22 protein-coding genes are annotated in these 23,421 nt (G+C 69.1%); 5 read left to right on the top strand and 17 right to left on the bottom strand.

The annotated features are described in order from the left end of the window. Positions 1 to 6: 6 nt before the first annotated feature. The 13 genes from DL990_RS33955 to DL990_RS34015 form a co-directional block, all read right to left on the bottom strand. Positions 7 to 735, bottom strand: coding sequence for a VanZ family protein (locus DL990_RS33955; protein ID WP_125801164.1), 729 nt, complete (start codon positions 733 to 735; stop codon positions 7 to 9). Positions 736 to 859: 124 nt separating this feature from the next. Next, positions 860 to 1,465, bottom strand: coding sequence for a TetR/AcrR family transcriptional regulator (locus DL990_RS33960; RefSeq protein WP_125801165.1), 606 nt, complete (start codon positions 1,463 to 1,465; stop codon positions 860 to 862). Between the two features lie 28 nt (positions 1,466 to 1,493). Continuing rightward, complete coding sequence (locus DL990_RS33965) at positions 1,494 to 2,567, bottom strand: hypothetical protein (RefSeq protein WP_125801166.1); 1,074 nt, start codon at positions 2,565 to 2,567, stop codon at positions 1,494 to 1,496. After that, positions 2,564 to 4,039, bottom strand: coding sequence for an NAD(P)/FAD-dependent oxidoreductase (locus tag DL990_RS33970; RefSeq protein WP_125801167.1), 1,476 nt, complete (start codon positions 4,037 to 4,039; stop codon positions 2,564 to 2,566). The genes DL990_RS33965 and DL990_RS33970 overlap by 4 nt, the downstream gene beginning before the upstream one ends. Before the next feature lie 260 nt (positions 4,040 to 4,299). Then, the gene (locus DL990_RS33975) at positions 4,300 to 5,787 is read right to left on the bottom strand and encodes an isochorismatase family protein (protein ID WP_125787802.1); all 1,488 of its coding nucleotides are present in this window, start codon (positions 5,785 to 5,787) and stop codon (positions 4,300 to 4,302) included. Beyond that, entirely contained in the window at positions 5,774 to 6,427 is a 654-nt protein-coding gene (locus DL990_RS33980; RefSeq protein ID WP_125801168.1) for an SRPBCC family protein, read from the bottom strand. The genes DL990_RS33975 and DL990_RS33980 overlap by 14 nt, the downstream gene beginning before the upstream one ends. Continuing rightward, entirely contained in the window at positions 6,424 to 6,924 is a 501-nt protein-coding gene (locus tag DL990_RS33985; protein ID WP_125801169.1) for a (2Fe-2S)-binding protein, read from the bottom strand. The genes DL990_RS33980 and DL990_RS33985 overlap by 4 nt, the downstream gene beginning before the upstream one ends. After that, positions 6,921 to 9,326, bottom strand: a complete 2,406-nt coding sequence (locus tag DL990_RS33990; RefSeq protein ID WP_125801170.1) for a xanthine dehydrogenase family protein molybdopterin-binding subunit — start codon at positions 9,324 to 9,326, stop codon at positions 6,921 to 6,923. Before DL990_RS33990 ends, DL990_RS33985 begins: the two co-directional genes overlap by 4 nt. Next, a complete protein-coding gene (locus DL990_RS33995; protein ID WP_125787798.1) occupies positions 9,323 to 10,210 on the bottom strand; it encodes a xanthine dehydrogenase family protein subunit M in 888 nt (295 codons plus the stop codon). The genes DL990_RS33990 and DL990_RS33995 overlap by 4 nt, the downstream gene beginning before the upstream one ends. Beyond that, positions 10,207 to 11,601 (bottom strand): MFS transporter, encoded by a 1,395-nt coding sequence (locus DL990_RS34000; RefSeq protein WP_125801171.1) that lies wholly within the window; start codon positions 11,599 to 11,601, stop codon positions 10,207 to 10,209. The genes DL990_RS33995 and DL990_RS34000 overlap by 4 nt, the downstream gene beginning before the upstream one ends. Before the next feature lie 32 nt (positions 11,602 to 11,633). Beyond that, the gene (locus DL990_RS34005) at positions 11,634 to 12,905 is read right to left on the bottom strand and encodes an FAD-dependent monooxygenase (protein ID WP_125787796.1); all 1,272 of its coding nucleotides are present in this window, start codon (positions 12,903 to 12,905) and stop codon (positions 11,634 to 11,636) included. Then, entirely contained in the window at positions 12,883 to 13,680 is a 798-nt protein-coding gene (locus DL990_RS34010) for an aspartate/glutamate racemase family protein (protein ID WP_125801172.1), read from the bottom strand. The genes DL990_RS34005 and DL990_RS34010 overlap by 23 nt, the downstream gene beginning before the upstream one ends. Further along, on the bottom strand, positions 13,677 to 14,723 hold the full coding sequence (locus tag DL990_RS34015) for a leucyl aminopeptidase (protein WP_125787794.1): 1,047 nt from the start codon (positions 14,721 to 14,723) through the stop codon (positions 13,677 to 13,679). Before DL990_RS34015 ends, DL990_RS34010 begins: the two co-directional genes overlap by 4 nt. Before the next feature lie 234 nt (positions 14,724 to 14,957). Here DL990_RS34015 and DL990_RS34020 point away from each other — a divergent pair, with 234 nt between their 5' ends. Further along, the gene (locus tag DL990_RS34020) at positions 14,958 to 15,461 is read left to right on the top strand and encodes a MarR family winged helix-turn-helix transcriptional regulator (RefSeq protein ID WP_125787793.1); all 504 of its coding nucleotides are present in this window, start codon (positions 14,958 to 14,960) and stop codon (positions 15,459 to 15,461) included. 126 nt (positions 15,462 to 15,587) lie between these two features. On the opposite strand, the gene DL990_RS34025 is transcribed toward DL990_RS34020, so the two are convergent. Together DL990_RS34025 and DL990_RS34030 are read right to left on the bottom strand one after the other, a co-directional pair. Next, the gene (locus DL990_RS34025) at positions 15,588 to 17,228 is read right to left on the bottom strand and encodes a VWD domain-containing protein (protein ID WP_158632686.1); all 1,641 of its coding nucleotides are present in this window, start codon (positions 17,226 to 17,228) and stop codon (positions 15,588 to 15,590) included. Between the two features lie 68 nt (positions 17,229 to 17,296). Beyond that, positions 17,297 to 17,806, bottom strand: coding sequence for a hypothetical protein (locus DL990_RS34030; RefSeq protein WP_125801174.1), 510 nt, complete (start codon positions 17,804 to 17,806; stop codon positions 17,297 to 17,299). A gap of 179 nt (positions 17,807 to 17,985) precedes the next feature. Here DL990_RS34030 and DL990_RS34035 point away from each other — a divergent pair, with 179 nt between their 5' ends. Genes DL990_RS34035 through DL990_RS34050 form a run of 4 tightly spaced genes read left to right on the top strand, consistent with a single transcriptional unit; the run spans position 17,986 to position 21,462 of the window. Next, positions 17,986 to 19,191, top strand: a complete 1,206-nt coding sequence (locus DL990_RS34035; protein WP_125801175.1) for a hypothetical protein — start codon at positions 17,986 to 17,988, stop codon at positions 19,189 to 19,191. Next, the gene (locus DL990_RS34040) at positions 19,192 to 20,328 is read left to right on the top strand and encodes a sensor histidine kinase (RefSeq protein ID WP_125801176.1); all 1,137 of its coding nucleotides are present in this window, start codon (positions 19,192 to 19,194) and stop codon (positions 20,326 to 20,328) included. Continuing rightward, positions 20,321 to 20,971, top strand: coding sequence for a response regulator transcription factor (locus tag DL990_RS34045; RefSeq protein WP_125801177.1), 651 nt, complete (start codon positions 20,321 to 20,323; stop codon positions 20,969 to 20,971). Before DL990_RS34040 ends, DL990_RS34045 begins: the two co-directional genes overlap by 8 nt. Positions 20,972 to 21,003: 32 nt before the next feature. Further along, on the top strand, positions 21,004 to 21,462 hold the full coding sequence (locus DL990_RS34050; protein WP_125801178.1) for a GNAT family N-acetyltransferase: 459 nt from the start codon (positions 21,004 to 21,006) through the stop codon (positions 21,460 to 21,462). A 515-nt stretch (positions 21,463 to 21,977) separates the two neighbouring features. Here the strand turns inward: DL990_RS34050 and DL990_RS34055 are convergent. Together DL990_RS34055 and DL990_RS34060 are read right to left on the bottom strand one after the other, a co-directional pair. Continuing rightward, positions 21,978 to 22,640, bottom strand: coding sequence for a hypothetical protein (locus DL990_RS34055; RefSeq protein WP_125801179.1), 663 nt, complete (start codon positions 22,638 to 22,640; stop codon positions 21,978 to 21,980). A 2-nt stretch (positions 22,641 to 22,642) separates the two neighbouring features. Continuing rightward, positions 22,643 to 23,365 (bottom strand): MerR family transcriptional regulator, encoded by a 723-nt coding sequence (locus DL990_RS34060; RefSeq protein ID WP_125801180.1) that lies wholly within the window; start codon positions 23,363 to 23,365, stop codon positions 22,643 to 22,645. Positions 23,366 to 23,421 lie beyond the last annotated feature (56 nt).

Raw genomic sequence — 23,421 nt, forward strand, 5'->3', positions numbered from 1 at the left:
CGCGGCTCATGCCGCCACCGAGGCCTGAGCCGAGACGAGCAGGGCTCCACCGTCCGATTCGGACAGGGTGATCTCGAGAGTCGCGCCTTCGGCCAACGGTGGAAGGTCGTTCAGGGTCACGCGGCCGATCAGCCGTTGCCCGCGGCGCGCGTTCGCCACACCGGAACTCCGGACCTCGATCCCCGACCGCTGCCACACGCTGACACTGTCCACCGTCGCCGTCCGGGCACGCCACAGGCTTCCGCACCAGGCCACGAGCGCGGCCCCCGCCGTGTTGCACAGCACGTCGTCCAGCGATCCGACCCGGCCGGCGCCCTGCCAGACCTGGAGACACTCGATCGACACGGACGCCACGAACGCCGACAGGACGACCCGCGGCACCGGCCTCGCCCACTCGAAGCGCACCGGCATCAGCACCGCGAGCGGCGTCAGCAGGAAAACGTTGCCCGCCAACTGGAACAGGGCGGGATCGGGGTGATCACCGAAGACGGGCAGGACGTCCGCCAGCAGGTGAAGACTCACCGGGGAACCGCGTCCCGCCGGCGGCGCCGGCACGAAGACGACCAGGAGCACCGCGAAAAGCGAGGCCAGCAAAGCGAAATCCAGCGCGATCGCGAACGGGCGGCGCCGCTTCCCTCGGAGGCGTGCCCCGATTTCGACAATCCCCGCACCGGCCGCGGCGGCGAGCAGCGACCACGGTGCGGCGCCGGAGAATGCCTGCCACCACCATCCCATGCACTCCCCTTTCGCCGATGATCGTCTTCGGCGAGGGTGGCAGGATCGTGAAGGTCAGACAAGAACTCGGGCTATTGTCGGTGAATAACTACCATATGCGTTGATACTGCACCGGATTCGTTTGTCACGGCCGTGCGGTCAGCGCCGGACCGATCCACCGGCGGACGAGGGCGCGCAGCTGCTCGTCGGTGTGGCCCGGCGTGGACGGGTACTGCAGGAACGAGAGGAACAGCCGCATCAGCATTTCGGCGAGCCCCTCGAAGTCCCCGTCGGTCGTGACACCCACCGCGGCCCAGTCGACGGGCACGTTCCGGAGGATCCGCGCGCCGAGCGAGAACGACTGCGAAGAAGTGACCGCGACGGTGAAGACGTCGGCCTCGCCCGCTTTCAAGAGCAGTCCCAGGTACGGCTCGTCGGGGACGGCGCGGACGCCGAACACCACGGATTCCACCGCGACCTCGGCGGCGCTGCCGAACAAGGCCAGATGCCGTTCCATCCGCCCGGCGAACTCCTCGACCCGGTCCAGCGCGACCGCGCTGAGGATGTCGGCGAGGCTCGGGAAGTAGCGGTAGACGGTCTGCCGGGTCACGCCCGCTTCGGCGGCGACGTCGGAGAGGCTGGTCTTGGCGAGACCGACCCGGTCGATGCAGGCCGTCGCCGCGTCGACTATCCGGCGGCGAGCCTCGCGCTCGGTTCCGGGCGGGTTGCCCCGCCATCCGTGGTGCCCCATGCGTCCCATCTTCCCCGAACGGAGAATCTCAGACAGTGGCAGGTGCTCCGCGGCGTACGCGGTACAGCGCGGCCAGCAGCAGACCGGTGGCCACGAAGCAGGCCAATGTGTACAGACCGTTCCCGACCGGGGTGCCGTCTTCGGTCACGCCGTTCTCCGCGGACAGGTAGCCGGGCAAGGCGCCGAGCCAGAACACGGCCATCCCGCCCAGGTAGACGGCGGGATAAAACCGGGTGAAGGCGGTCAACGGCTCGCCGGGACCTCGGTGCCGGACGAAGACCCAGATGCCCGCGAACCACAGCAACGCCAGCTCGACGCCGAGTACCCAGGCCTGCGCGGTCACGTTCCCGCTGAAGACACTCGACGGGAGGCCGGCGATCGCCATGCTCGGCGGCGTGAGGACACCGGCCACGGCGATGCGTGCCGCGAGCGACCACCCGTGTCGCGAACCGCCTGCCAGCCGCACCACCAGATAGGTCATGGCGCCCATCGAAACGGAGGCGAAGAGCAGCATGCTGTTCATGGGGACCGAATCCAGCGCGGGGTGATTGACGATCCGGTTGTTCCCGTTCCAGGCCCACCAGGTCAGCTGCGGGCCGAGGTGATCGAAGACCTCGTAGAACACCTGACAGGAGAAGGCGACCGCCACCGATCCGATCAACGCACCCCTGGCGCGGAAGATCCCGAGCGAGCGGACGAGTTCGTAGGCGAGCTGACTGATCATCGGATAGAACGCCACGATGTACAGCGGCAGCCGGTCCCACATGAACTGAACGGTGAACCGGTTGTGGGCGAAGATGAATCCGTACTGCCGCTCGAGCCCGAACCACTCCGGGAAGTACAGCGGCGGTTCGATGACGAAGAGGTAGACCAGCGAAGCGCACCACAACGCCAGGTTGGTCGAATCACCCTGACGGTGACGGCGAATCGCGTGCACCAACGCGAACACGGCACCGCCGAGGACGAGCAGTTCCAGCAGCGGCATCGTCCAGTGGGCCGCCGCCCACGGTGGGCGGATCGACAGCCAGGGGGAAACGTCGTGGCAGTCGAAGCCGAGACCGCGGGTGACGGCTTCCGCGTCCGGCCCGCATACGGCGTTCATCGGGAGACGGCGGGCTCGGTGGCGCCTTCCGGCGAGTAGTCCGTGACCGGAGGCTCGGCCCGGGCGTCGAAGTCGAAGGGAACCCGGTGCCGCCCGAGCGCGGCCCGGATCCGGTAGCGCACGAGCCCCGCGAGCACACGCGGGTTCGTCATCATGTCCTTCAAGGACTCGTCGAGGTTGAACACTTTCGCGAAGTGCTCGTCGACCACGTCATCCTCGCGGGCGGCGCCGACGATGAGCCTGAACGCCGGGCCGGACACCGCATCGAGCAGGCGGCGCTTCCACTCCCCCGCTTTTTCCGTGCCGACCGCGCAGGCGTAACCCTGATCCCTCGCCATCGCCAGGCTCCACGGCACGTTGAGCAGCTTTCGTTGCGCGGCAAGGAAACGCGCGGAGAACTGCGGTTCGAGGCGGTCGGCGCGCGCGAGGTGCTCGCGCAGCAGCAGCGCCGAACCGGCGGCCGAACTGATGCCTTGTGCGTAGAACGGGTTGAACGCGCAGATCGAGTCGCCGACGAACGCGAGACGTTCCGGCGGGGTGCGGAGCCGGTCGTAACGGCGCCACTTGTTACCCGTCGACCGGGTCAGATGCACCTCGGACGTCGGGGTGGACCGCTCCATCGCGGCCGCGAACAACGGCGCCCGCACCCGGCGGGCCGACTCGACGAACGCCTCCGTGGTGCGCGGCATCTCGAGCCCCCACGAGCCCATGCACGCGATGACGCGGTCGCCCTCGATCGGGAAGAAGTTCACCAGGAACTCGTGCTCGGCCGGATGCGTGCCCTTGTCGGGGGTCGGCATGATCACCAGATGCCGCCACCACCAGGACGGCGGCCGGTCCTCGGGTGAGGGCAGGTCGTACCAGCGCGAGGTGTAGGTGACCTTGGCGTCGAGGGTCCGCACTTCGGGTTCGGGCCAGCCCGCCGCCGCCAGCCAAGTGCTGACCGAGGAACCGCGGCCCATCGCGTCCACCACGAAGTCGGCGTCGACGTGCTCCTCGCCGTCGCGGGTGGAGAACCCGACCCCGGTGACGGCTCCCGCCCGCGCGGCCAGTCCGTTGACGGCGACGCCTTCGCGGATCACGACGTTCGGCAAGGCCCGGACCTTGTCGCGCAGCACGCGTTCGATGAGGATCCGCGAACCGTAGATCATCGTCATCGCGCTGCGTTTCCGCGCCGACCAGCCCTTCCCGTCGAGATAGGCCGCGTCCATGGACGGCATCAGATGCAGTCCCCCGGCGGCGATGAGGTCGTCTTCGAATCCGGGGAACAGCTCGCCGATCGCGCGGCGGCCGGAGTTCAGCAGGAAATGCGGATGCTTGCTCTGCGGTACCCCGCGCCGATGTTCGGCCTCGGCCGGGAGCTCGTCGCGTTCGAGCACCAGCACCTCGTCGAAGTACGGGGCGAGCGCGCCCGCGGTGCAGAGTCCGGCGGCGCTGCCACCGAGGACGACGGCGGTCTTGCCCAGTCGCATACGGACCAACTCCCAGCGTCATTCATACACATTGACAACGCATGTATGAATGTATGAACGGCGCTGGATGCTGTCAAGGAGCGACCGGGGAGATCGAGCTGCTCGTCGTGAGTGATTAGGAGAGTCAAGGCCAAGGCGTCTCAGACACCTTCACACCTTGCCGAGGTACATGAAGGACCCCTTCCTTGCGCCTGGCGCAAGGAAGAGGTCCTTCATGTACCTCGGGAGGGCAAGGTCAGCGGTTCCGAGCCGATCGGGCCTCAGAGGAACTTTCGCAGCACTTCCCGCAGCGCGGTGACGGCGGCGTCGGGCCGGTCCCAGAAGACCATGTGCCCGGCTTCCGGAATCTCGACGAGTCCGGCCGACGGGTTGCACTCGGCGGCTTCGGCCACACCGGCGGCGGTGACGACCGGGCTCTCGCCGCCGTACAGGAAGAAGGTCGGAGCGGGTACCTCCGGCCAGTCGGTGAAGAAGTCCTCCGATTCGAAACCGGCGTGGGTGGCGGCGATCGCGTCACGGGAACACGACGACAGCCAGCGGGCACGCAACTCCTGTTCCCGGCGCGGCCATCGCGGCCAGGACCGGGCCACCTCGTCGGCGTCGGTCCCCCGGCGGGCCTGGTCGAGTTGCCCGAGGAAGGCGTCAAGGGTAGTGGGGTACGGGTCCCGTCCGGGGCCGCTCAGCGGAGGGTCGACCAGAACGGTGCCGCCAAGCCGGGCACGGCCGACGGCGGCGGCCCGCGCGGCGATCCGCGCGCCCATGGAGTGCCCGAGCAGGATCGGGTCGCGCAGATCCAATCCGGCCACGACCGCGTCGACGTCCGCGGCGTAGCTCGCCAGGTCGTAGCCGTGCAGTGGATCCGGCGCGTCGTCGGACAGGCCGCGGCCGCGGACATCGAGTACGAGCGGGCGCACCAGATCGGTGAGTTCCCGTGCCACGAAGTCCATCGTGACGGCCGGGCTGGTGATCCCAGGCAGCACGAGCACCGGGACACCGTCGGGAGGACCGTAGTCGAGCACGTGCAGCCGGACCGGCCCCGATCGCACCCAGCGGCTGGTCGCGGGAACGGTGCCGAGGTCGGTCAGCGCGGGCTGCCCGAGCGTGCGAAGTGGCGCCTTTCCGAGGTAAGCCACCGCATCTTCGACGCTGACGACGTCGGCGTACTTGGCCTGGAGGTCGAACAGTGCGGCGTCGTGCGGTCCCTGGGCACGGTCACCGCAGGCTTCCCGGACGACGAGCGTGTTGAAGCCGGACTGGACGGCGTCGACGGCGGTCGCGCGGACGCAACCCGAGGTGGTGGCGCCGCAAACGACGACAGTGTCCGCGCCCAGGCCCGTGAGGAGAGCGGCCAGTGCGGTTCCGTGGAACGCCGAGGCGCCCTTCTTCAAGACGAAATGGTCGCCCTCACGCTGTTCGAGCCGAGGGTCGAGGGCGATCGCTTCGCTTCCTTCGCGCAGGGCTCGCATCCCGGGTGCTTTCCGGAGCCAGGCGATGGAGTCGCCGTCGGCCTCGGCCGGCGTGTAGCTGATCGCCGTGTAGATCACCGGCACGTCCTGCCGCCGGGCCGCGGCCACGAGGGCGGCGGTCGCGGTCACTTCGGCGGTGAGGTCCGCTCCGGACGGGAAGCCGGGTTCGGTGAATCCACGGGTCAGGTCGACCACTACCAGCGCCGGACGGGATCCGCGGGGCACGCTCGCGCCGAAGCCGGCTCGGTCGTACACGCTGTCGAGGCGTTCATCGACGGGCACGCTGCAACTCCTTGATCAGTTTGTCCTGAGTGCGGATCCGGCCGAGCAGCCAGCCCTGGAACAGCCCGAGCGCCGCGGCGGCCGCGATCGCGCCGTAGCGCTTGACGCTGTCGGGAACCAGCATGGCCAGACCGTCGAGCGCCTCATCGCCTTGCGCGGGAGTGGATTCCGCTATCGTCGCGGGCTCCGCCGTGGCAGGCTGCCGCAACTGGTCGGCGAGATTGCGGGCGAACTGGTCGAGCAGCCGGGTGGACACGGCGCCGATCGCGCCCTTCCCGAACTGGGCGAGCTTGCCGCGGATCGACAGGTCGGTGCGCAACTCGATGGTGGCGCCGCCGGGTGCCTCGCGCACGGTCAGCGTGACGTCGGCTTCGGCGTCGCCGTTGCCGTGGGCGTCCGCTCCCCTGGCCAGCAGCCGCAGAGTGCGGTCGGCCTCGGTGACATCGGTGAAGCGCACGGTGCCGGCGTATGCGGCGGTGATCGGGCCGACCTTGACCTTGACGCGGCCGAGATAGGCGTCGTCCTGCCGCCCGTCGAGGGTCGCGCCCGGGAGGCAGCCCGCCACCCGCTCGACGTCGTTGATCAGGGCGAAGACCGCGTCGGGCCCGGCCGGTACGGACAGCTGGTTTTCCAGGATCACGCTGTCGCCTCCTTTTCCTTGACGTGGCACCGACGGGTCGCGGTCGCCTCGACCGCGTCCACGATCGTCTGGTAACCGGTGCAGCGGCACAGGTTCGCCGACACGGCCTCGCGGATCTCCTCGCGGCCGGCGTCCGGCCGCTGGGCGAGGAATCCTTCGGCAAGCATGAGGAAGCCGGGTGTGCAGAAGCCGCACTGCAGGCCGTGGTGCTCACTGAAAGACCGTTGCAGGTCGGAGAGTTCGCCGTCGTGGCTCAGTGATTCGACCGTGCGGATCTCGGCGGTTTCCGCTTGTACGGCGAACATCAGGCAGGCCCGCACCGGTTCGCCGTCGACGAGGACGGTGCAGGCGCCGCACACTCCGTGCTCGCAGCCGACGTGGGTGCCGGTGAGCCCGAGGTCGTGGCGCAGGACGTCGAGCAGGGTCTTGCGCGGCTCGACGAGGGTTTCGTACTCGTCGCCGTTGACGTTCAGGACGATCAGATGCCGGTCGGTCATGATGGGACGCTCATTTCCTCGGGGATCCGCGTTTCGAGCGCGGCGAGCACGGTCTGCGGATGGACGGGGGTCGCGTCGAGTTCGATCCCCGTATCGCGCAGCGCGTCGTTGATCGCGTTCAGCACGGCGGCCGGCGCGCCGATGGTGCCGCCTTCGCCCGCGCCCTTCGCACCGCTTTCCGTGAAGGCGCAAGGGGTTTCGAGGTGCGTGACGGTGATGTCGGGAATCTCCGTCGCGGTCGGGACGAGGTAGTCGATGAAACTGGCGGCCGACGGTTCGCCGTTGCCGGCATAGGTGACCTCCTCGAACAGCGCGCCGGCGATGCCCTGCGCGATCCCACCGCGGCATTGGCCGTCGACGACCTGCGGGTGGATCACCACCCCGCAGTCCTCGACGCACGCGTAGCGCAGGATCCTGATCTGCCCGGTGCCCGGATCGGCCTCGACGACCACGGCGTGGGTGGCGTTCGAGAAAGTCCCGTCGCCGGGCACGTCGAAGCTCGCCGTGGCCGTCAGCGTCGGTTCGACGTCCTTGGGCAGCAGGTGACTGCGCAGGTACGCCACGTCGGCGATCTCCTCGAACGACGCACGCCGCTCCGGCTCGTCGATCTGGACGACGCCGCCGTCGCCGTCGAGGCGGACGTTGTCGGGGCTCGTTTCGAGCAGGTGCGCGGCGATCTTGCACAGCAGCTCGCCGAGTTTCCCGGCCGCGAGGGACACCGCGGAGCCGCCGATCGTCACCGAACGGGAAGCGAAAGTCCCCCATCCATAGGCGATGCGCTCGGTGTCGCCCTGACGCAGTTTGACCTGGTCGAGGTGCAGCCCCAGCCGGTCGGCCACGATCTGCGCCAGCGTCGTCTCGTGGGACTGGCCGTGGTTCATGGTGCCGCTGGTGACGACGACGGATCCGGTGGTGTCCATGCGGATTTCGGAGATGTCGAAGCCAGGGACCACGGCCATCTTCCGCTTGGCGAAGGCGCCGGATCCGTAGCCGGTCCGCTCAGAGAAGCAGCAGTAGCCGATGCCGATGTGCCTACCCTCGGCGGCGGCACGGTCACGGGTCTCATACCAGCCCTCGTCGCGGAGCGTGGCTTCGGCCAGTTCCAGCGACTCGCGATAGGTACCGGGGTCATAGGTGATGCCGTTGACGCCGGTGTACGGGAACTGGGTGATCACGTTGCGCCGCCGGATCTCGACGGGGTCGAGGCCGAGTTCCCGTGCCGCGCGTTCCATGACCCGTTCGATCGCCATCACGTACTGCGGACGGCTGACCCCGCGATAGGGCGCGGTCGGCGCCTTGTTGCTGGTGATGGCGCGGGCGCGGACCCGGTACTCGGGCACCTGGTACACGCTCGGCATTTCGGCCGACGCCATCAGCGGCTCGATCCCCGCCGTGAACGGGTAACAGGAGTACGCACCCATGTCGCAGACGACGTCGACGTCCAATGCGGTGATGCGGCCGTCCCCGTCGAACGCCGCCAAGGTGCGGTAGCGCTGCTCCCGTGCCAGGAAGCCGGCCGTGAGCGCCTCCCGGCGGTCCTCGATCCACTTCACCGGCCGGTTCAGCCGCCGTGCCGCCGCCGCGACCGCGATCTCCTCCCGGCCGACCACGCATTTCTGCCCGAAGCCGCCGCCCATGTCCGGAACGGTGACCCGCACGGTGCGTTCGGGGACCCGTAGCGAGCGGGCCATCGCGGTGCGCACCTGATGCGGCACCTGGGTGCACATCTGCACGAGCAGCTGGTCGTCGTGATCGTCCCAGGACGCGACCACTCCGCGTGTTTCGAGCGGGAGCGCGTTCTGCCGCCCGCTCTTCGTGACGACCTCGACCACGCAACCGCCGTCCGCGCGGGCCGCCTCGAACGCCGCGCCGACACCGGGAGTGTCGAACATGGACACGTCGAGCAGCACGTTGCCCGGCGCCTCCTCGTGCACGAGCGGCGCCCCTTCGGCGAATGCCGACTCCTCCGAGACGATCGCCCCGAGCGGCTCGTAGCCCACGATCGCGGCCTCGACGCCGTCCTCGGCGCTGTACGGGTCACGCGCGACGACCAGTGCCACCGGCTCGCCGGTGAACCGGACCTTCTCCCTGGCGAGGATCGGCATCGCGGTCGGCGAGAACTCCTCGGGCGGGCGGTCGAGCAGCGCGACGATGTCACCGAGCTCGAGATCCGCCGCCGTGTAGGCAGCGACGACGCCGTCGACCGCCAGGGTGGCCGACAGGTCGATCCCGGCGATCGTGCCGTGCGCGACCGTCGAGCGGACGAACGCCGCGTGCAGCATCCCGGTCAGCTGGATGTCGTCGACGAACCGGCCCCGGCCGCTGAGAAAGCGGGGGTCTTCGCGCCGGGGCACCGAGGCCCCGACCCAGCGACCGTTCCGCCCGTCGAATCGCGGAGTCATCGCGTCGCTCCTTTCTCCCACGCCTGGCCCAAGGCCTTGGCGACGAGGGTTCGCGTCAGCTGTCGGCGGTAGGTACCGCTGCCCGCCGCGTCATCGGGAGGGTCGATGGCCGCCGCCGCGGCCTCCCCGCACGCGGCGAACAGCTCCGGCCCGGGGACACCTCCGGTGAGCAGGAACTCGGCCTCGGGAACCCGGATGGGTGCCGGAGCCACGCCGCCGAGCACCACGCGTCCACCGGCCAGCGGAGCACGATCGTCGGGGCCCGCGTCCAGGCTGACCGCGGCGTCGACGATCGCGAAGTCGCCGTGGCGGCGGGCGAATTCGGTCAGCGCGGCCCGGGGCGCCGGACGGGTGAAGCGCACGGCCGTCACCACCTCGTCGGGCTCGACGGCCGTGCTGTAGAAGCCGTGGAACATCTCCCCCGCCGGGATCTCGCGGCGGCCGCCCGGACCTTCGGCGACGATCACCGCGTCGAGCAGCAGGGCGAGCAGGCACCATTCCGCGGTGGCGTCACCGTGCACGATGCTGCCCGCCACCGTGCCGCGGGAGCGGATCGGCAGATGCCCCACCCACCGCATGGCGCGGGACAGTACGGCGAAGTCCGGTCCGAGCGCGGAGACCTCCACCGTCCGATGGGTGACCATCGCCCCGATGGTGAGCCCCGAATCCGTATGGCTGAAGGAGTTCAGTGCCGGATCCCGGCGCAGCGGGCCAAGGTCGACCAGAGCCGTCGGCCGGGCGAGCCGGAAGTTCATCATCGGCATCAGGCTCTGTCCACCGGCGATGAGCTTCGGATCCTCGCCTGCCGCGGCGAGCTCGCCGAGCAGGCCGACGGCGTCGGAGACGTCGTGCGCCCGGTGGTAGCGGAACGCGGCGGGCTTCACGGAGCCGGAGCCGAGGTCGTACCGGTCACGGGCTCCGCCGGGTCGACGATCCGGTCGAGTTCGCGCCCCCGGGTCTCCGGCGCGCCCATCATCATGAACACGACCGCCGCGACCACGAGCAGCCCCAGCACGGTGAAGGTCAGGGGCAAACCGAGCACCGGCCACAGGACGCTGCCGAACAGCAACGGCGCGAAGCCGGTGATCGCCCGGCTCGACGAAGACGCCCAGCCGAATCCGGAGGCACGGAGTTCGGTCGGATAGAGCTCGGAGACGTAGGCGTACATCACCGGGATCACCACGAGGGCGAACAGGCCGAACGCGCCGATCGCCACGACCGCCGCTGTCGGTGTGTCCAGCAGCAGCGAGAACACGACCAGAGACAACGCCGTGACCGGTCCGGCGATCGCGATGATCCGTTTGCGGCCGACCTTGTCGACGAGGAGCACCGCGATCGCGACGCCGACGATGCCGGTCGCGTTCATGAGCGCGGTCGACGCGAAGGCGGCGATCTCCCCGAATCCCTGTGCCCGCAGGATGGACGGCATCCAGCTGAGCGCGGCGTAGTAGACCAGCATGACCGTGATGAACAACGACCACGCGACACCGGTGATCCGCGGGTTGAACGCCCACACCCGGCGAAGCTGATCGAACGCCGCCGCGAGCGCGCCACCGCGCGTGTCCTCCACCACCGCGGGCGGGATCGTGTACGGCTCGGGGGCCGCTCCCGTACGGCGGACGAGGTCGTCGATGACGGTCCGTGCCTCCGCCTCACGTCCCTTGCGCACCAGGTACAGCGGTGACTCCGGGATGCCGCGCCGCACCCAGAACAGCAGCAGCGCGGGCAGGATCATCAGCACCAGCATCCAGCGCCAGTTCCCGGAAACCGGGACCAGCAAGGTCGCGGTGACGGCGGCCAGCGTCGTGCCGACCGGCCACCAGCCGTCCATCGCCGACAGCACCCGGCCTCGATGGCGGCGTGGCGAGAACTCGCTGACGATCGCGTAGTCCACCGGGATGCATCCGCCGAGCCCGATGCCCGCCAGGAACCGCAGCAGCAGGAACGATTCCACGTTCGGCGAGAGCGCGCCGAGCACGGAGAACAGCGCGAACAGCAGCAGCGTCACGCTGAACGCCCGCTTCCGGCCGATGCGGTCCGCCACCGTGCCCCAGATGACCGCGCCGACGGCCATGCCGATCAGATTGGCCGTCGCCACCAGCCCTTTCTGTCCGGCGGACAACCCGAATTCCGCCCCGACCAGCGGGGTGAGGAACCCGTTCAACGCCACGTCCCAGGCGTCGAACATGTAGCCGAGGCCGCCGATGAGGAAGATCTTTCCTTGCACGCTCCAACGCCAGGGCAAGTCCTGGACGATCTGATCTCCAGTGCGCATGAATGGCTCCGTCGCGCCGGCCAGTCCGCTCCTCAGCGAGCGAACTGGTAATGGATGGACTCGGTGTCGGGATCGGTGAGCGGGCTGCCGTTCCACAGCCAGTCGTAGGAGACGTCGGATTCGCCGTCGAACCGACGCAGCTTCTCGTCCCGCTCGCGCTGCTCGGGACCGTCGGGCAGGTGGTAGAAGTCCATGTTCTGCAGTGACGCGTCCTGCACCATGCCCGCGTGCTTGGCGCGCCGGTCCACGTACCGGATCAGGGCGCCGTCGATCCCGTCGCGGGCGACCCGCCCCAGCTCCTCGGCGAGCACCGCGGCGTCCTCCATGGCCTGGGACGCGCCTTGTGCCTGGTAGGGCAGCATCGCGTGGCAGGCGTCGCCGAGCAGGGCGATCCGGCCGTCGACCCAGACGGGATCACGGCGACGACGGTACATCGCCCACACCGAGACGTCCTCGTCCTTCGCCTTGGCCAGCATGGCCGGGACGCGGTCGTCCCAGTCCCGGTATTCGGCGGCGAGTTCGGCGGCGGTGGCCGGACCGCTCCAGTCCCTGGCGACCGCGTCGGTGCACGGCACGATCGCGACCACGTTGAGGTACTGGCCGCCGCGGATCATGTAGTGCACCAGGTGCTTGTTCGGGCCGTACCAGATCGTGGAGTGATAGCGGTCGACCAGGAACCGGGTGGTGGGGTCCTGTGCGATCAGGTCTCCGGAGATCAGGGCGCGATAGGCCATCTCGCCGGAGAACTCCAGGGTGTCGTCGAATCCGGCGAGGTCACGCACCGCCGACCGGATGCCGTCGGCGCCGATCACCACGTCACCGGCGAACCGTCGACCGTCGGCGGTGAGCACAGCGGGCCGCTCCGGTTCACTACGGTCCAGGTCGGTCACACGCGCGCCGGTCGCCACCTGCACCACCGGACCGGGAACCTCCGGATCCAGGCAGGCGTCCAGCAGCACTCCGTGCAGGTCGGCGCGGTGGTAGTGCCAGTACGGGGCGCCGTACTGGTCGATCACGCGCCCGCCTAGCGGCAGCTGGGCGATGATGCTCCCGTCGGCCCAGCGACGGCGAACCTGGTCCTGCGGCTCGGTCCGCACCCGTTCCAGCCGGGCACGCAGGCCGAGCCCGATGAGGATCCGGCTCGCGTTCGGCGCGGTCTGGATCCCCGCGCCGATCTCACCGAGTGCCGGCGCCGCCTCGACCACGGTGACCCGAAGTCCTCGCTGCCGCAGGGACAGCGCGGCGCACAGCCCGCCGAGGCCGCCGCCGACGACGATGACCTCAAACGACTGACTCGCGGCCATGCCCGCCTCCCGTCTTCGTCAATTCCCCGGCACCACTGAGCAGCCGCCCGGCGCCCGGCACCCGGGGCTCGACCCCGAGTTCGGACAGGATCCGGAACGTCGTGGCGGTCGCCGCGGACAGGACCGGGATCCCGATTTCGTCCTCCACCGGCTGGATCGCCGGCAGCGACGGCATCTGGACACAGGCGGAGAGCACCAGCGCGTCCACATCGGACAGGTTCAGCCTCCGGTGGTGCTCCCGCAACCCGGCCGGATCCAGCCGTGCCACGGCGAGGTTGTCCGACACCTCGAGCGACAGCGCGTCGGCCACCTCGATCCCCGCGTCCTCGATGTAGTCCACCACCGCCTGGGTGAGCGGCTTCAGATACGGCGTGATGATCGCGACCTTGCGGGCACCCAGCGCACGGATACCCGAGAGCAGCGCACCGGCGCTGGACACGACCGGCGCGTCGGAGCCCTCGTCGCGCAGCACGCGCTCGATGTCGGCCTCGGCGGCGCAGTGATAGCCGGGCCCCTGGGCCATGATCGCCACCAGGCACGCGGTGGCCACCACATCCGGCCGGGCGTCGGGCAGTTCGGCCGCCGCCCGGCCCGCCTGCGCGTTCATCGCCCGCAGTTGTTCCGGTTCGACGTGCTTCATCCTGGCCCGCGCGGAATGGAAGACGAACCGGTCCCCCGGCTCGGCCTCTTCCCTGGCACGCAGCATCCTCGGCAGCTCGGTCTCCATCGTGAGGTTCGAGCTGGGGACGATCATCCCGATGTGGTGGTCGCTCATCGACGACCCGCCGGACGCATCTCGGCCACGGTCAGCTCACCGTTGTCGACGATCAGTTCGTCGTCCAGGTACAGGGAATTACCGCGCATCGGGATGTCGAAGTGGCACGGGGTGTCGTTCGGGCCGCCGAGCTCGTTGTTGGGGCCGATGGAGAACATCACGTTGCCGTAGAAGCTGCGCAGCTCCATGCCCATTCCACCGGGGAACTGGGTCAGCCCGTGCCAGTGCGCACGCTCGTCGAGCCCCCAGCCCACGTGACTCATGCCGTAGCCGCGGGGGTCTTCGAAGCTTTCGATGTAGGACCGCAGCAGGTCGGCGTCCAGCCCGGACGATCCGGCACCGCCGCGGATGTCCCGGATGAAACCCTGCTCGATGGTGATTTCCACCGGCGTCTGTACGTAGGTGTTGAACGGCAGCAGGACATCCCCCGGTGACAGCACGATCTTCCCGTCGACGCCGTCGTCGGCGCCACCGGTGAACACGAACGCCGCCGGCCAGTGGTCCCAGCGGCCGGGGGTGTCGGTGTAGCCGTACTCGGACAGCGTCGGGTAAACGCCCAGCTGATAGGTGACATCGGTACCCGCCGGACTGGTGATCCGCATGGTGCCCGCCTTGGCGAGCAGCTCGGCCCCGATCTCCACCCGCTCCCGCAGTTCCTTCGTCGGCATGAGCCGGGCCAGCAGCTCGGGCGGCTCGACCGCGGTGAGGATGCGGGTGCCCGCGTCCTGGATGGCGAACTGTTCCTTGCTGAACAACAGGAACGTGCAGTCGACCACCATGTCCACGCTCTTGAGCGCCTCGACCGCGAGCGGGATGTTCCCGAGACCCGAATCCCCCACGGCCCAGGCGCCCGCTGCGCTGACCGGCGAGGGCAACCGCATGTGGTAGGCCGAGGCACCCAGCTGCTGGGCGGCCCACAGGAAAGCGTCGGCGTACTCCGCCCGCTCACCGCCGCGGGTCAGCACCACCACGGTCTCACCCTCGTGCACCCCCGAGAAAGTCAGCTGGCGCAGGCAGATGTCGTTGAACAGGTTCTGATCCATCGTTGACCACCTCCACATTAATCCGAGCACGTATTATCCGGATGCGCAAGAGTTGCGCCTGGATTCGTGCTCCCGCAACGCATTGGGCCGACACTCATCCGAACACGTACTATCCGGATACGCAAGGGCTTGCGGGGACAGGCTTCGGCAAGGGATGGCCGTGAGCGACCGTCCGGACACGTAGGATTACCCGGGGGCCCGGACAGCGGGTGAAACAGACGAGGGAGAACGACGATGGGTGAACCGGCGCGTACGGGCCGGCGCAGGGAAGACACGCCGGCCGTCACTCCCGCGCCACCCTCCGACCTGCTGGCGGCCCCGGGCTACGGCGCCCGCCGGCTGTACCAGGCGTACCTCGCCGCGTGGAACCGGCACGTGGATCCGGTCCTGACCGGTCCGCAGTTCGCGGTCCTGTCCGCGGTCCGTGCCTATCCCGGGAGCGACCAGAGCTCACTGGCAGGCGCCGTCGCCCTCGACACCTCGACGATGGCCGATCTGTGCCGCAGGCTCGAGCGGCGAGGCCTCATCCAGCGCGTCGAATCCCCGCACGACGCGCGCCGCAAACTGCTCTCGCTCACCGACGAGGGCAAGTCCGTCCTGACCCAAGTCAACCGACGCGCCCGCAGGCTCGACAAGGCGCTCCTCGACGGCACCGACGGCGACATCGACATGGCCGCGCTGCTCAACGCCCTCGGCGCCCACTGGGAACGGATCGCGTCGGTCGACAAACTGCGCTGACCCGGCCCAACGCCGTGAGGGCCTCCTTGCCCACCTTCGAGGTAGGCAAGGAGGCCCTCACGGCCACTGTCCCGTTGACGTCACACGCGTGCTTGGAGCCGGATCACGCGTGTCCGGTCCGACGGCTCAGCAGCCCGCCGGTGAGCACGGCGGACGGCGTGGCGGGTTGCCGTCGATGACGTCGAGTTGCCGGTCGACGTGGACGGCCGCGGCCCGCGGGCCGAGCACGGCGACGTCCAGGGTGCAGGACTCCAGCCAAAGGGGCCTCAGGACGCCGGCCTGACGGCAGACGTTCTCGGACTGGATGCGGACCGAGTAATCGAGGTTGCTCGCGAAGAACGGCGCTGTCGGGTTACCCGTCGACACCGCGGCGCAGGGCCGCAGCAGGGACGCGGTGGACGCGACCCGCCAGCTGTTGCCGAACGTGTAGAGGTCCCCGAACGCGATCGGAGTGCGGAACCGCGTGCCGTCCTTGGCTTCCAGCAGGGTGGGGCTGTCGTCCGGATTGCCGAGCAGGCCACGCACCCTGGTCGGCCAAGTGCCGAGGGAGACCTCCAAGTCCGTGTAACCCGCGTTCGCGGTGACGTGGATGCCGTTCCCGTCCTTGTCCGTCACGGTGTACACGTTCGCGGCCCGCTTGATGTCCACCCCGGTCGGCAGCGACAGGGATCCGCCGGACGCCAGCTCGGTCGGGCGGCCGTCCACCATGAGGCGCGTTCCGTCGCACATCGCGACCTGTGTGGTGCCCATCCTCGTCGCGACCGATCGGTTGACCGAGGTGTTCGGCCACGACGGAGCACCGGACACCTTGCGGGTCTGCACCTCGAACGCACTGCCTGCCTGCGCCTCGACGAAATCGCCCGAAGCCTGGAAGTCGTAGGCCAGCCCGGCGAACGTGACTTCGTGGGTGTCACCGATGGCCACGGCCGAGGCACAGGGTCTCCCCGCGCCGAGCCCTCCGGCGGGGAGTTTCTTTTGCCGGAAGACCAACGCCGGCTTGGTTCCGGTCGGCAGCGGCGGGGGTGCCATGAAGGACAAGTTGTTGGCTTCGTTACTGAAGCCGGTGGAGATGCACTTGGGCCTGGCCGTGCCGCCGTATTCGAGCTGGGTGCGGGTGTTGAACTCGGCGTTGGTGTTGAACACGGCGATGGATTCGTCGTCGTAGCCGTACACGTTGAACTCGACGTCCTCCCACTGCGACCCGATCACGAGTTCGCGGGCGGTCACCACGGCGACGATGGACCCGTCGACGGTGAACACGGCCGCGTCGTGGGGTCCGTTCGCGCTGCCGGTCAGCTTGTACCTCGGCATGCTGCCGGTCACGAGTGGCATGTTCGGAGTGGGCATCCCGGCGCTCTTCTTGTAACAGCTGTCGACCAGTTTGGGCTGCCAGCCGGCCGGGCACGGCGCGCCGTACGACCGCAGCCAGTACCTGATGGACAGCTCACCGCCGGTTCCGTTGTTGGCGAACACGAACTGCATCCAGCCCTGGCACAGCGGCTTGTCACCGCACAGCGGGGTCCCGAATTCGTTGGTGTTGAGCTGGAGTGTGTAGGCGTCCTTGGTCTCCGGCGGCGTGTTGGCCGCCACGAAGGACGTCACACTGGTCACGTTCTTGACCGTGCCGTTGTCGAACGAGCCGGTCGCCTGCTGGACGGCTCCGGCGGGCGTGCGGGCGATGACACCGAAGTCCCCGCCCGCCATCAGCATCGGGGGCGTGTCCGCTCGCGCCGCCATCGGCAGCAGAAGAATCCCGATCGCGGCCATCGCCGCCGTGCGTCTCTTTCCGCGTATTCGCGATAATCGGCTCGTCACCTGATTCCCTTTCATTCGTTTCAGCATTGAGCGAGAAGACTGTCCTCCCAGGTCCACACACCCGGTTGCTGCTGGACTTCCCCATGCCAGAACCGGAATGTGTAGGGAGTCGGGATCAAGGTGCCGACCTGGCTGCGGATCTGACCGATGAAGTGATAGGTGGCGATTTTCCCGTTCTTGATCTCCGAGTACGTTCCCGGCGACGTGCAAGCCGGCTGCCCGGCCAACGCTTGCGGCTGCATGCCGACCACAGGGAAAAGCAACGGCGAAGGCGGATCGCAGCGGGCACGATCGGCCGCATCGAAGCGGTACTGGCCGTTCACCACTTTCTCGTGCAGCCAGTACACCATCCTGCCCGGGCCGACGGGCCGGGAACCGACCCGCCAATGGGTCGAGTAGGGCGCGACGCTGTCACTGAAGCTGCCGGTGATCGTGCACCGCCAGTTCTGCGCGGCTTGCGCGGGCGCCACTCCCGTCACGATTCCGAGTACGACGACCATCACCGCGACAATGCCGAGTTCGCGTTTCATGGATCAGCTCCTGGGGTATTCAGCCGAAACGTCGGCCGGTCTCGCACCGATCCTGCTCCTGGCACCGCCGACCGGGTAAGCTCCGAATTCGCCCATTCGGCCGTGGGTGAGAATGCCCATCGATTCTGCGGCCATGCGGGCTAGTGTGACCGGGCCGACGAACCAGTAGAATCCGTTTCGTGGTCTCGACCGGGGGGTCCAGCACGGGGCACGGCGACCTCGCCGAGATCCTGGGGGCACAGGTCGTCTGGTGGCAGCTCGGTTTCCGGACACGCCGGGCGGTGATCCGGCAGGCGCGAAAGGGAAACCGCTTCCCCGACCCGGAGATCTGGGCCGTCGCGCTGGGTTGGGCACGTCATTGGCTGACCGCGCCACGCTGGTGGCGCCGGGTGCGGATCGCGGGCGCGACCGTCCTCGCCATCTTGTACCTTTTGGCGCTGGCGGGCGAATGGGTGGGAGCGGACCCGTTCGTCGCGTTCAATGGCGCGCTCGCGGTCTGTTTGCCGCCGGCCGCGGCTTGGGCCACCAGGCAAGCACGTGTCGCCAGGATGCTGGTCGCCTTGGCTCCCGGCCCGCGACCGGAGGGGCCGTCCACCCGGGCGCTGGCGATCCGTACCTCTGGCCTGTTGCTTTCGGTCGGACTCGCGGCGGGCGTGGTCGTCGTGGCCGTCGCCCACCAGCACCCCGAAGGCCGCTTCTGCCCTCCCTTCGCCGTCGACGCTCCGGTCCGCGATTGGTTGCGGCACAACGACGGTCAAGTCGGGGTGGGTTGCCCCGCCGGTGACACCCGCAGTGGCGTCGGCGGCGTGCGCTACACGCCGTGGAACGCGCCGAACCGAGGAGTCAGGTTCGGGCCCGACTACGTGATCTACGGCCCGCGCTCCGACCGTCTCACGGTGATGCCGATGGCCATCTTCACCGTTTGGGCCGCCGAGGGCGGGCCGTCGGGGCGGCTCGGTGAACCGATCGACGAGTCGGCGGATCATTCGGTCTGCTACGTGAATTTCCGCGGCGGCGCGATCGTGCTGCCCGTCGGCGGAGCACCACTCGTCTACATTGGACAGCGCCGGTCCGTCGCCCGCGAATCCGGCGGTCCCTGCGAAGTCCTCGACTGGCCCTGCATCACGACGGCCTCCGCGGAGGGCGCGGGTATCCGGCTGAGCTGGCGGTATCAGACCGCCGACGCGTTCAACGTCGCCTGGTGGCCGGAAAACGACCCGGCACGGTCACGCGTGGAACGCGAAGTCGCAGGCTACGAACTCACCGTGCCCGGCCTGACCGCGGCGACCACCTATCTGGTGGAGGTCCAAGCATGCGAGAAGCATTTCGTGCGCCGCTCGACCTGCACGAGGTTCTCGCCCCCAGTGATCGTCAGAGTGCCGTAGATGCCGGAGGGCCCGAGACATCCGACGCCGATCCTGCTGGTGCTCGCCCTGCGCTGGCTGGCGTTCGGCTGGATGCTGATCGTGGCGTTGATCAGCGGGCAGATCCAGCGGCCCGTCGAAGCGGGGATCGCGCTGCTCGCGACCGGTTGCTGGACGGCCTGGCTCACGATGGCCGGAATCCGGCGGATGCGGCCGGTGCTCGCGATGGACGTGGCGGTGGCCATCGCGCTGACCGTGGCGTACGGCCACATCCACCCTCCGCACGCGATGCTGACCGAGCACCCGTCTTTCATGGGCGCGTATCCGGCCGCGGCGGTCGCGGCCTGCGGAGCCGTCTACGGACCGCGCGGCGGCTGTACGGCCGGGCTGATCCTCGGCTTGTCCCTGCCGTTCGCCTACGCCGCCAACGAAGTCGCGCTCGACAGGCTTTCCTTCCTCCAGGTGCTGGCCATGATCGGCGGAGGGCTTTCCTACGTCTTGCTCGGCGGCACGATCGGGGCGGCCGCCCGCCAACTCGACGCACTGCACGAACGGGCGAACCGTGCCGGGCTGCGAGCGGCGCGGATGGCCGAGCGGCAGCGGATCGCCGCCCAGATCCACGACGACGTGTTGCAGGAACTCGCCCGGCTGCGTGCGAACATCCGGGAAGCCGGGCCGGCGTGGGCCAACGTCGCGGAGGGGATCGCCCGGCAGGAGTCGGCCCTGCGGGGCCTGGGCGGCGCCGAACCCGATCCACCACCACCCGGCGTCGTGTCGCTGCGTGCCCGGCTGGCAGAACTCGCCGAACACCACGACGACGTCGCGGTCCGGCTCATCGCCGCCGGCCCGTTCCTACTGCCCGCGGGGATGGCCACCGAGATCTCCGCCGCGGTCGCCGAACTGCTGACCAATGTGGTCAAACACGCGCGGGCGCACCACGTCTGGCTCACCGTGCTGCCCGACGGCGGCGGCATCACGGTCACCGTCCGCGACGACGGTGTCGGTTTCCCGCCCGATCAGGACACGAGCGGGCTCGGCCTGCGGCTTTCGGTGAAGGCCAGGGTGCACCGGATGGCGGGCGGCGTCCGCATTCGCAGCAGTCCCGGCCACGGCACCGAGGTGGAGCTACGTATCCCGAAGGGAAACGACCATGCGTGAGACCCGGATCCGCGTGCTCATCGTGGAGGACCACCCGATCACCCGCGACGGTGTCCGAAATGGACTGGAGCGCGACGGCAGGGCGATCGTGGTGGCCGAGGCGGCCGACGTGCCGACGGCGTGCCGGATGGCCGATCAGGTGCGGCCCGACGTCGCACTGGTCGATCTGAGTCTGCGCCCCCACCCCGAAGAGCCCACTGGCCGCGGCGTCGGCCTGATCCGCCACCTGCGGCAGCGCCGGCCCGAAGTGCGGGTTCTCGTGCTTTCCCAGGCGGGCCCGGAGGAGTTGCTGGCCGCGATCCAGGCGGGCGCGCACGGCTGCGTCGGCAAGGCCGCCACCTCGGCCGAGCTGATCGACGCGGTCGCCGCCGTGCTCACCGGGCCGGTGCTCCCCGCCGAACTCGCGGCGCATCTGATCGGCGAGCTGCACCGGGACGCCCGGCCACTCACCACCCGGGAACGCGACGTGCTGCGCTGCCTCGCGAACGGCTACGACAACCGGGAGATCGCCGCGCAGCTGCGCATCGCCGTGCGTACCGTGAACCGCCATCTGGAGAACATCCGGGACAAGCTCGGCCGGACCCGGCGCTCCGATCTGATCCGCATCGCCCGCGCCCAGCTGCTGCCCTGGAATTCCCGTTGAGGGAACTCCGGCTGGTCACTACGGTCCCTGGCATGACCGCCGATGAGTTCGTGCCGAGAGGTTTCATCCCGCCGACCTCACTCGTCACCGACCGGTTCCACCTGGAACCGCTGGGGCCACACCACAACGCGGCCGACCATGCCGCCTGGATGTCGAGTATCGAGCAGATTCGCGCCACTCCCGGCTATCCCGACGGGAACTGGCCGCCACCCGAAGGCATGACCCTCGAGGAGAACCTCGTCGATCTACGCCGTCACGCCGACGACTTCGCACGCCGCACCGGTTTCACCTTCACCGTCCTCAGCCCGGACGACGGCGACGTCATCGGCTGCGTCTACCTGTATCCCACGGCCGCCGAAGAGTGGGACGTCACGGTGCAGTCCTGGGTTCGGTCCGACATGGCGGAGCTCGACGCGGCACTCGCCGACGCCGTCGCGCGCTGGCTCGTTTCGGAGTGGCCATGGAAACGCGTGGACCGCTGCGGCCGCTAGGCCGTAAGACGCTCTTCGAAAGTCCGCGCAGGCTCGTCCGGTTGCGGTGAGAGGCAGGGCAAATATGGCGTGGCTCTGGATTGGCTACGGGAGCTTGCCGCGCCTTGAGTGTCCACAAGGGACACTTTCGCGTGGTGAAATGTCTGTTTGATGCCCTGTGCGCGGTCTTGCGGGAGCTCGCGGGTGGCAATGAGGGTTATTGAGGGGTAACGCACAGGTGCGGGGTCGCGGGATCCGCTCGCGGCCGCAGGGCACCCAGGTATCGCGAAAGCCACTTTCGGGACCTCAGGCGTCGCGAAAGTGGCTTTTCGCAACCCGCCACCTTCGCCTTACCCCTCTCCAGCAGGGTCTCCAGGGAGACGAGCGCGACCCGCCCCGGCGTCCGCGACGGTTTGGGGAAGGCGACACCCAGCACGTCCACGGTCTCCAGATCCGTCCGCCGCATGCGGCATCCTCCTCGCGCTCGGTGACTTGTGGATCTCCCCGCGCGCCGGAAGGTCGAACCCCTCACCGCCTCAAGAGGTGACGGAGTCGATCAACCGGTTGTACCGGAGCCTCAGCGCGCGTTCGAGAGCGGAGAGGAATCCCGCCACCGTGAGCGTGATCTTCGCCCATTTCGGCAGCACCACCGGCGAAGTGAAGGTCCCGACGTGTTCGGCGACGGCGGGGATCTTGGTGACGGCCTCCGCGCCTTGGAGCAGGCCGAAGACGAGCGCGATCAGCAGGATCACGAGCGAGACCGCGCCGATCGCGGTGCTGGTCCGGGGGAACCGCCGCCCGAACCTCGCCCGCAGTCCTTCCTGCGAACGGGGGTGAGGCCGCAGTGCTCGCTCGCCGCCGTGCTCGGGGACGAAGTGCATACGTTTCAGCCCGACCGCGCTGGTGGCGACTTCGACGACGCCGCCCGGCACGGGGAACGCCGCGGGAAGGTTGGACCGGAAGAGCTGGACGCCGTCACGGTACAGCGCTGCGGGGCTTTTCCCGGCCGCGTCTTCGTGCTGCCTCCGGGTTTTGGCGTCGGCGAGGTACCGGATGTCGACCGCGTAGAGGTGTGCTTCGTGATCGAGGAAGAACAGCGAACGGGAGAAGAGCTGCCACCGGCGGTACTCGGCCAGCGGGGATCCGTCCCCGGACCTGACCCTGGAGAGCTGCCACCGTCGTTTGAGTTTCTTGACCATCGTCAGGACATCGCTTCCGGTGGGTTGAGGCCGAGGAGGGCGTTCACGCGCTGCAAGACGTCCAGCTGGGCCGGGTTGTACAGATCCACCACGCCGTGGAGGACGACCGGTGTGGTGAGGGCTTTCCACGTCTTCCCGTCCAGCAGTCCGGGCTGGGCTTCGTACTGGTCGCGGGCGACCGGCGCGAGGGCCTCGGCGACACGCTGCCTCGTCGCGTCGTCGGCGTCCGCGGGCAGCTCGTCGAACTCCTTCTGGACGGCAGGCCGGGAGGCCGGTTGCAGCGCGTGCAGGGAGGCCATCGTGGCCGGGTCCAGCACCGTCGAAAAGATCATCATCAGCGATCGCTCCTCCTCCGGCATGCCCTCGACGTTGCCGTCGAAGCCCGGTGGCAGGTCCACCAGGCTGCGGCGGCGCAGGATCAACGCCAGCTCGTCGCGCATCCTCTGCTGCCGTTCGATACTCGCCCGCAGTTCCTCGTCCAGCGCGCGCAGCGTCTGCTCCGCGCGCTCGTCCGAGTCCGCCATCGCCGGGATCGCGGACAGCGGCACCCCCAGCTCCACCAGCCGCCGGATCCGCAGTAACCGGACCAGATGCTCGACGCGGTACCGCTTGTACCCGTTGTGTGCTCGTTCCGGCTCGTCGAGCAACCCGATCCGGTGGTAGTAGCGGACGGTCTTCAGCGTCGTGCCGGCCAGGTCCGCCAGCTCCCGTGTGCTCCAGGACATCCCCCGCATTGGACACCGTGCCCTCGGGGCATGGTCAAGCGGCTTGACCATGCCCC

Source organism: Amycolatopsis sp. WAC 01416 (assembly GCF_003947485.1).
Classification (GTDB): domain Bacteria; phylum Actinomycetota; class Actinomycetes; order Mycobacteriales; family Pseudonocardiaceae; genus Amycolatopsis.

Coding starts and splice junctions, on each gene's coding strand:
- DL990_RS33990 (WP_125801170.1), bottom strand. CDS start 9,326: ATGACTCCGCGATTCGACGGGCGGAACGGTCGCTGGGTCGGGGCCTCG.
- DL990_RS34005 (WP_125787796.1), bottom strand. CDS start 12,905: ATGGCCGCGAGTCAGTCGTTTGAGGTCATCGTCGTCGGCGGCGGCCTC.
- DL990_RS33970 (WP_125801167.1), bottom strand. CDS start 4,039: ATGCGACTGGGCAAGACCGCCGTCGTCCTCGGTGGCAGCGCCGCCGGA.
- DL990_RS34020 (WP_125787793.1), top strand. CDS start 14,958: ATGGGTGAACCGGCGCGTACGGGCCGGCGCAGGGAAGACACGCCGGCC.
- DL990_RS33955 (WP_125801164.1), bottom strand. CDS start 735: ATGGGATGGTGGTGGCAGGCATTCTCCGGCGCCGCACCGTGGTCGCTG.
- DL990_RS33965 (WP_125801166.1), bottom strand. CDS start 2,567: ATGAACGCCGTATGCGGGCCGGACGCGGAAGCCGTCACCCGCGGTCTC.
- DL990_RS33960 (WP_125801165.1), bottom strand. CDS start 1,465: ATGGGGCACCACGGATGGCGGGGCAACCCGCCCGGAACCGAGCGCGAG.
- DL990_RS34055 (WP_125801179.1), bottom strand. CDS start 22,640: ATGGTCAAGAAACTCAAACGACGGTGGCAGCTCTCCAGGGTCAGGTCC.
- DL990_RS33985 (WP_125801169.1), bottom strand. CDS start 6,924: ATGACCGACCGGCATCTGATCGTCCTGAACGTCAACGGCGACGAGTAC.
- DL990_RS34025 (WP_158632686.1), bottom strand. CDS start 17,228: ATGGCCGCGATCGGGATTCTTCTGCTGCCGATGGCGGCGCGAGCGGAC.
- DL990_RS34010 (WP_125801172.1), bottom strand. CDS start 13,680: ATGAGCGACCACCACATCGGGATGATCGTCCCCAGCTCGAACCTCACG.
- DL990_RS34045 (WP_125801177.1), top strand. CDS start 20,321: ATGCGTGAGACCCGGATCCGCGTGCTCATCGTGGAGGACCACCCGATC.
- DL990_RS34050 (WP_125801178.1), top strand. CDS start 21,004: ATGACCGCCGATGAGTTCGTGCCGAGAGGTTTCATCCCGCCGACCTCA.
- DL990_RS34015 (WP_125787794.1), bottom strand. CDS start 14,723: ATGGATCAGAACCTGTTCAACGACATCTGCCTGCGCCAGCTGACTTTC.
- DL990_RS34000 (WP_125801171.1), bottom strand. CDS start 11,601: ATGCGCACTGGAGATCAGATCGTCCAGGACTTGCCCTGGCGTTGGAGC.
- DL990_RS34040 (WP_125801176.1), top strand. CDS start 19,192: ATGCCGGAGGGCCCGAGACATCCGACGCCGATCCTGCTGGTGCTCGCC.
- DL990_RS34060 (WP_125801180.1), bottom strand. CDS start 23,365: ATGTCCTGGAGCACACGGGAGCTGGCGGACCTGGCCGGCACGACGCTG.
- DL990_RS34030 (WP_125801174.1), bottom strand. CDS start 17,806: ATGAAACGCGAACTCGGCATTGTCGCGGTGATGGTCGTCGTACTCGGA.